The following is a 6,458-nucleotide window of genomic DNA, read 5'->3' on the forward strand; positions in this document are numbered from 1 at the left end:
ACGCGCGGCAACATCGCCCTGCTGCTCGATGACCGCTGGGTGACACCGCCACTACGCTGCGGGCTGCTCGACGGTATCGGGCGCGCGATGGCTTTGAAAGAAGGCCGTCTGCTTGAGGCCGTGGTGCGGGTTGACGACTTGCCGCGGGTACAGGCGCTGGCCTTTGTCAACAGCCTGCGTGGCTGGTTGCCGGCTCAGCTTTTGCCATCCAACCCTCCACCCCATGCTTGACCTGCTTAAAACCTTCTCCTGGCAAGAGTTCAGACACCACCCCTGGCGCAATGCGGCGGCGGTGGTGGCGGTGATGCTGGGCGTGGCGCTGGCGTTTTCGGTGCATTTGATCAACGCCTCGGCGCTCGATGAGTTCTCGCAGGCGGCGCGCTCGGTGGGCGGCCAGCCCGACCTGGAATTGCGCGGCGTGCAGGGCCAGTTCGACGAATCCCTGTTTGCCCGGATGGCCAGATTGCCGCAGGTGGCGCGGGCCTCGCCGGTGCTCGAAGTTGGCACTTACGCCATCACCCCTGAGGGCAAGCGCAGCCTGCAGGTGGTCGGCGTCGATGCGCTGGTGGTGGCGTTTGTGGCCCCTGATCTGATGCCGTTGCCGACAGCAGCCGGCGACAAGCAACCAGTTGACCGTTTCGCGCTGTTTGCGCCGGCGCAGGTTTTTTTGAACCCGGCGGCACAACCGCTTGCCGGGCCAAACCTGAAGCTGCAAAGCGGCTTGGGGCTGATGCCGGTCAACGTGGCCGGCAGCGTGCGCGCCAGCGGCCGGGCGCTGGCGGTGATGGACATTGGCGCGGCCCAGGAACTGTTCGGCAAGCAGGGGCAACTGAGCCGCATCGACCTGCGCTTGAAGTCAGGCGTCAACCGCGACGACTTTGCCCGCAGCCTGCAAAGCGCCCCCGACTGGCCCGCCGACCTCACATTGAGCGTGCCCGGTGACGCGCAATCGCAAATCAACAACCTGTCGCGTGCCTACCGCGTCAACCTGACCGTGCTGGCTTTCATTGCCCTGTTCACCGGCGCGTTTCTGGTGTTCTCGGTGTTGTCCTTAAGCGTGGCCAAGCGTGCGCAGCAGTTTGCGCTGCTGGGCGTGCTGGGACTGAGCGGCCGCAAACGCCTGCGCCTGGTGCTGTGGGAATCGCTGGCGCTGGGCCTGCTGGGCAGCGCCGCCGGCATCGCCCTGGGCACCGCCCTGGCGGCGCTGGCTCTGACCCTGCTGGGCGGCGACCTGGGCGGCGGTTTTTTTACCGGCACCGCGCCCCGGCTGCAATTCAGTGGCTGGGCCGCGTTGATCTATGGCGCCATGGGTGTGGCCGCCGCGCTGGTGGGCGGCTGGTGGCCGGCCAAGGCGGCGCAAGCCCTGCCACCGGCACAAACCCTGAAGGGGCTGGGTGGCATGCTGGTCAACCCGCACAGCCACTGGCTCAGCTTGCTTTTGATCCTTGTTGGCACCGCGCTGACCCGGGCGCCAGCGGTCTGGGGGATTCCGGTGGCGGCCTATCTGTCGGTGGCCTTGCTGCTGGTGGGCGGCATCACCGCCCTGCCCTGGCTGATTGGCCTGCTGCTGGACCGCATCGCGCCATGGGTGGCACGCCAGACCCTGCCGCTGCTGGCGGTGGCGCGGGCCCGACACCAGCGTGAAACGGCGGCCGTGGCGGTCAGCGGGGTGGTGGCTTCGCTGAGCCTGGCCGTGGCTTTGACAGTGATGGTGGCAAGCTTCAGGGAGTCGGTTACTCACTGGCTCGACCAGGTGCTGCCCGCCGATTTGTATGTGCGCAGTGCCGCCAGCCTGGGCGCCAGCGACACGGTCTATTTCAGCCCTGAATTTGTTCAGGCTGCCGCTGCCTTGAAAGGTGTCAAGCAATTGCAGGCGCAGCGTGTGGTGCCGCTGCTGCTCAAACCCAGCCTGCCGCCGGTGGCGCTGATCGCCCGCGAATTATCAGACCCGGCCAGGAGCCTGCCGCTGGTGGGCGAGCCCCTGCCGGTGCCCACCGGGCAGATCGGCATTTACGTCAGCGAAGCAGTGGTGGACCTGCATGACGCCACGCCGGGTCAGACCTTTGCACCACTCGACAAAACGTTCAGGTCCCTGGCACAAGCAGGACAGGCAGCCGAAGCCTCCTACTTTGTGGCGGGCGTCTGGCGCGACTACGCGCGCCAAAGCGGCACCATTGCCATTGACCGGACCGCCTTCGAGCGCCTCACCGGCGACCAGCGCGCCAACGACCTGGCGTTGTGGCTGACCGACCCGGCGGACGCGCCCAAGCTGCAACAGGAACTGCGTGCGCTGGCAGAACAGATGGGTACTGGCATCGGTGACCTGATGGAGTTCGGCACACCGGGGCAGATCCGCGCCACCTCGCTGCGTATTTTTGACCGCAGTTTTGCCGTCACCTACTGGCTGCAGGCGGTGGCGATTGCGATTGGCCTGTTTGGCGTGGCGGCCAGCTTCAGCGCCCAGGTGCTGGCCCGGCGCAAGGAGTTTGGCCTGCTGGCGCATTTGGGGCTGACACGGCGACAAATTCTGACCGTGGTCGCTCTTGAGGGTGCGGCCTGGACGCTGTTGGGTGCACTGGCGGGGCTGGGCCTGGGCCTGGTTGTGTCAGTGGTGCTGGTGCAGGTGGTGAACCCGCAAAGTTTTCACTGGACCATGGACCTGATGCTGCCCTGGCTCAAGCTGCTGGGCCTGTGCCTGGCGGTGGTGGCCGCAGGCACGCTGACCGCCTGGCTGGCCGCCCGGGCAGCGGCTGGACAGGATGCGGTGCTGGCGGTCAAGGAAGATTGGTGACCCCGTCACTGCGAGCGCAGCGCGGCAGTCCATGCAGCCGGGAGGTCATGGCTTGCTTCACTTCGTTCGCAATGACAATGCTTCTTCATGTCAAGCTTCATCCGGCCCCACAGGCTCGATGGTTAGCATCTGCTGCGCCAACACGGCCAACGTGGCCTCCGAGGCATCCTTCCCGGCAGCACTGCGCGCCATGATGCGCTGGCGCAATTGCTCAGGCGTGGCCTGCGGCGCCAGGATGTTGAAAGCGGCCCCCATCTGCTGCGCCAGCACACAAAAAGCATCGCGGTCGGCACGCTTCAAAAAGGCCGCATCCACCAGCACCGACCAGCCGGCCTGCAACAGCATGGCGGCCTGCTCGCGCAGGTGGGCATAGGTGCGCTCGTGAGCATCGGCCGCGTACAGGCCAGTGCCCACACCGGAACCACTGGCGGCGCTGCGCGCCAGCCCGAACAGTCGCTTGCGCTCTACATCCGAGCGCAAGCGCAGGGTGGCCGCATCCGGGTCGGCCTGCAACAACGCGTCGGAGGCCACGGTTTTGCCACAACCCGACAAGCCATGGGTGATCACCAAACGCAGCACAGGCGGCGCCAGCAGGCGCTCCGCCAGCGCCACATAGGTATCGATCTCGCTGGCATCGCCTTGGATTTGTGCCGAGCGCAACGCCGCCACCTTGGCCCGCACCATGGCGCGATAGACCGCGTAAAAGCGCAGCACACGCGCCGCCTGGTAGTCGCCACTGCGGCTCAGCACCTCGTCGAGCAGCCAGCCGGCCAGACCCGGCTGCTGGTGCGCCAGCAGGTCAATGTAGACAAAGGCGATTTCGCTGGCCACATCCATCCAGCGCAGGTCTTCGTTGAACTCGATGCAGTCAAACAACTGCACCCGCCCCTGGATCAGCACCATGTTGGCCAGGTGCAGGTCACCATGGCATTCCCGCACCCAGCCCGCCTGCTGGCGCGCCTGCATCAGCGGCGCAAGTTGCTGAAATTGCGTTTGGGTCCAGTCGCGCAAGGCTGTCAGCCGGGCCTGCAGGCCCGCCTCAGGCACCAGGCGCAACAGGTCGGTGACGTTGTCAAGCGCGGGTTGCAGGATGTGTTCACCCGAGCCAAAGCGCGAACCCGCTGGCGCCACCGCCGCAGTCTGGTGAAACGCCACCAGGGTATCGGCCAGCGCCGACAGATGCCAGACCTGCAACTCGCCACGCGCGCAGACATGGTCAAGCCTTGCCGATTCTTCAAAACGGTGCATCTTGACGGCGTATTCGATCGGCACGCCCGAACCTTGCCACTGCGGGTCTTGCGGCGTGTTGAAAATACCAACCACCGCCAGATAAAGCTCAGGCGCAAAACGGCGGTTCAGGCGCAACTCGTCCTGACAGTAGTGTTGCCGCAAAGCCAGCGTGCTGAAATCCAGAAACGCCAGCTTGACCGGCTTTTTGATCTTGTAAGCGAAGTCACCGGCCAGCAGCACCCAGGAAATATGGGTTTGCACCAGTTCCACCCACACGACGCCGTCCGGATAACGTGCCGGATCGAGCAGGGCTTGAATCAAAGGCGGCAAGATGGGCTCCATGCACGCCATGATGCCAGATTTGGCCTGAACTGGTAGAAACCAACCCCTGCCGGGGCGGCGTCTGAACGTAGAATCAGTTTTTAATTTTTTATTAACCCGCCAGGGTGCGCCTTGGCATTTTTGAGAAAGCTGCTTATGAAAAAACTTCTGCTTGCTGCTGCCATCAGCGTTCTGTGCACCGCCGCCTTTGCCCAGGGCAAAGACCTCAAGGTGGCCATTGATGCCACGTACGAACCCTTTACCTTCAAGACCGCTGACGGCAAGCCCACCGGCTTTGACGTGGACATTGCCAGTGCCCTGTGCGAACAAATCAAGCGCAAGTGCGTCTTTGTCGAGCAAGCCTGGGACGGCATGATCCCCGGTCTGCAGGCCAAGAAATACGACGTGATCATCAGCTCGATGTCGATCACCGCAGATCGCCTGAAAGTGGTTGACTTCACCGACAAGTACTACAACACCCCGAGCAAGATCGTGCTCAGGAAAGACATCAAGTTTGGCGGCCCGGCTTCCATCAAGGGCAAAAAAATCGGCGTCCTGAAAGCCAGCACGCAAGAAAAATACGCTTTGGGCGAACTCAAGACCAAGGGTGTCGAAGTGGTGTCTTACGACGCACAAGACCAGGTCTATCTGGACATCAAGGCTGGCCGTCTGGACGGCACCGTGGCTGACATCATGGAAGTGGGCGGCGGCTTCCTGGACAAGCCGGGCGCTGAAAACTACCATTTTGTCGGCGATGAACTCTATATTCCGAAGTACTTCGGCACCGGTGCCGGCATTGCGCTGCGCAAGGGTCAGGGCGCGCTGAAGAGTGAACTCAACGCCGCCATCAAGGCCATTCGCGCCAACGGCAAATACAAGGCCATCAACGACAAGTACTTCAAGTTTGACGTTTACGGCAAGTAATTGATCAGAAGAAACCGGCTTTTGGCGTGCATGCAAAAGTCGGTTGACTGGCGCTTCCATGACTTCCACCACGCAGTCTTACCTCCTGGTTATTTTGCAAGGCTCCCTGCTCACGGTCGGGGTGTCGTTGGGCGCGCTGCTGGTCTCCATCATTCTGGGGCTGCTGGGTGCCGCCGCCAAACTGTCGGGGCGACCGGTGCTGGTGGCCATTGGCACTTTTTATACCACCATCATCCGCGGCATCCCTGACCTGGTACTGATGCTGCTGGTGTTTTACGGCGGCACGATCGGCATCAACACCCTGCTGGAAAAGATGGGCAGCGAGGCCACCGTGGACATCGAGCCCTTTGCCGCCGGCGTCATTACCATCGGCTTCATTTACGGCGCCTACATGACCGAGACCTTTCGCGGCGCCATCCTGAGCATTCCCCAAGGTCAGATGGAGGCCGCCTGGGCGTTTGGCATGGGCCGCACGCAAACCTTCATGCGCATCACGCTGCCACAAATGGTGCGCTACGCCCTGCCCGGCTTTACCAACAACTGGTTGGTGCTGATCAAGTCGACCGCTTTGGTGAGCCTGATCGGCCTGCAGGAAATGACCTATCTGGCCAAGCAGGCCAGCGCCGCAACGCGCTCGCCTTTTGCCTTCTTTTTGTTCACCGGTGCGCTGTTTCTGGTGTACACCACGATCAGCCTGTTTGCTTTGAAAAAGCTCAACGCCCGCTATAGCCTGGGCACCAAACGGGTGCAGTTGTAATGGAATGGGCCGTCATTTTCGAGCCAGACAACCTGGCACTGTTTGGCAACGGCATCGTCATCACGCTGTGGCTGCTGTTTTCGTCACTCGCAGTGGGGGCCGTGCTGGCGCTCATTTTTGCGCTGATGCTCACCGGGCCGTGGGCACCGCTGCGCTGGCTGGTCGGCGCCTACACCTTTGTCATTCGCGGCACGCCGCTGCTGATTCAGGTCTATCTGATTTATTACGGCCTGGGTCAGCTCGAATGGATTCAGGAACGCTGGGACTCGGTGTGGCCCTGGACACATTTCAAGGAGCCCTTCTTTTGCGCCCTGCTGGCCTTCAGCCTGAACACCGCCGGCTACACCGCTGAAATGCTGGCCGGTGCCATCCGTGAAACCAGTGCCGGCGAGATCGAGGCGGCGCACGCCTACGGCATGAGCCGCTTCCAGACCA

The 6,458-nt window shown here is 62.9% G+C and carries 6 protein-coding genes; 5 read left to right on the plus strand and 1 reads right to left on the minus strand.

The window, feature by feature from the left end; genetic code table 11:
• Together NDI87_RS15795 and NDI87_RS15800 are read left to right on the plus strand one after the other, a co-directional pair.
• A partial coding sequence (locus NDI87_RS15795) for an aminotransferase class IV (protein WP_296276429.1) occupies nt 1-231 on the plus strand: 231 nt, incomplete at its 5' end.
• The gene (locus NDI87_RS15800) at nt 224-2,791 is read left to right on the plus strand and encodes an ABC transporter permease (protein WP_296276430.1); all 2,568 of its coding nucleotides are present in this window, start codon (nt 224-226) and stop codon (nt 2,789-2,791) included. The genes NDI87_RS15795 and NDI87_RS15800, both read left to right, overlap by 8 nt.
• A gap of 90 nt (nt 2,792-2,881) precedes the next feature.
• On the opposite strand, the gene NDI87_RS15805 is transcribed toward NDI87_RS15800, so the two are convergent.
• Entirely contained in the window at nt 2,882-4,351 is a 1,470-nt protein-coding gene (locus NDI87_RS15805; protein WP_296276431.1) for a bifunctional aminoglycoside phosphotransferase/ATP-binding protein, read from the minus strand.
• 147 nt (nt 4,352-4,498) lie between these two features.
• On the opposite strand from NDI87_RS15805, the gene NDI87_RS15810 reads away from it, so the two are divergent.
• The 3 genes from NDI87_RS15810 to NDI87_RS15820 form a co-directional block, all read left to right on the plus strand.
• Nucleotides 4,499-5,266, plus strand: a complete 768-nt coding sequence (locus tag NDI87_RS15810; protein WP_296276432.1) for a transporter substrate-binding domain-containing protein — start codon at nt 4,499-4,501, stop codon at nt 5,264-5,266.
• 58 nt (nt 5,267-5,324) lie between these two features.
• The gene (locus NDI87_RS15815) at nt 5,325-6,023 is read left to right on the plus strand and encodes an ABC transporter permease (RefSeq protein ID WP_296276434.1); all 699 of its coding nucleotides are present in this window, start codon (nt 5,325-5,327) and stop codon (nt 6,021-6,023) included.
• Nucleotides 6,023-6,458, plus strand: a 436-nt coding sequence (locus tag NDI87_RS15820) for an ABC transporter permease subunit (protein WP_296276436.1), incomplete at its 3' end; no start/stop codon positions are given. The genes NDI87_RS15815 and NDI87_RS15820, both read left to right, overlap by 1 nt.

Origin of the sequence: Rhodoferax sp. (genome assembly GCF_023701345.1) — a bacterium.
Taxonomy (GTDB): Bacteria; Pseudomonadota; Gammaproteobacteria; order Burkholderiales; family Burkholderiaceae_C; genus Rhodoferax.

What these genes read in the sequence shown, in the direction of transcription:
- NDI87_RS15800 (WP_296276430.1), top strand. Translation starts at nt 224, where the DNA reads ATGCTTGACCTGCTTAAAACCTTCTCCTGGCAAGAGTTCAGACACCAC.
- NDI87_RS15810 (WP_296276432.1), top strand. Translation starts at nt 4,499, where the DNA reads ATGAAAAAACTTCTGCTTGCTGCTGCCATCAGCGTTCTGTGCACCGCC.
- NDI87_RS15815 (WP_296276434.1), top strand. Translation starts at nt 5,325, where the DNA reads ATGACTTCCACCACGCAGTCTTACCTCCTGGTTATTTTGCAAGGCTCC.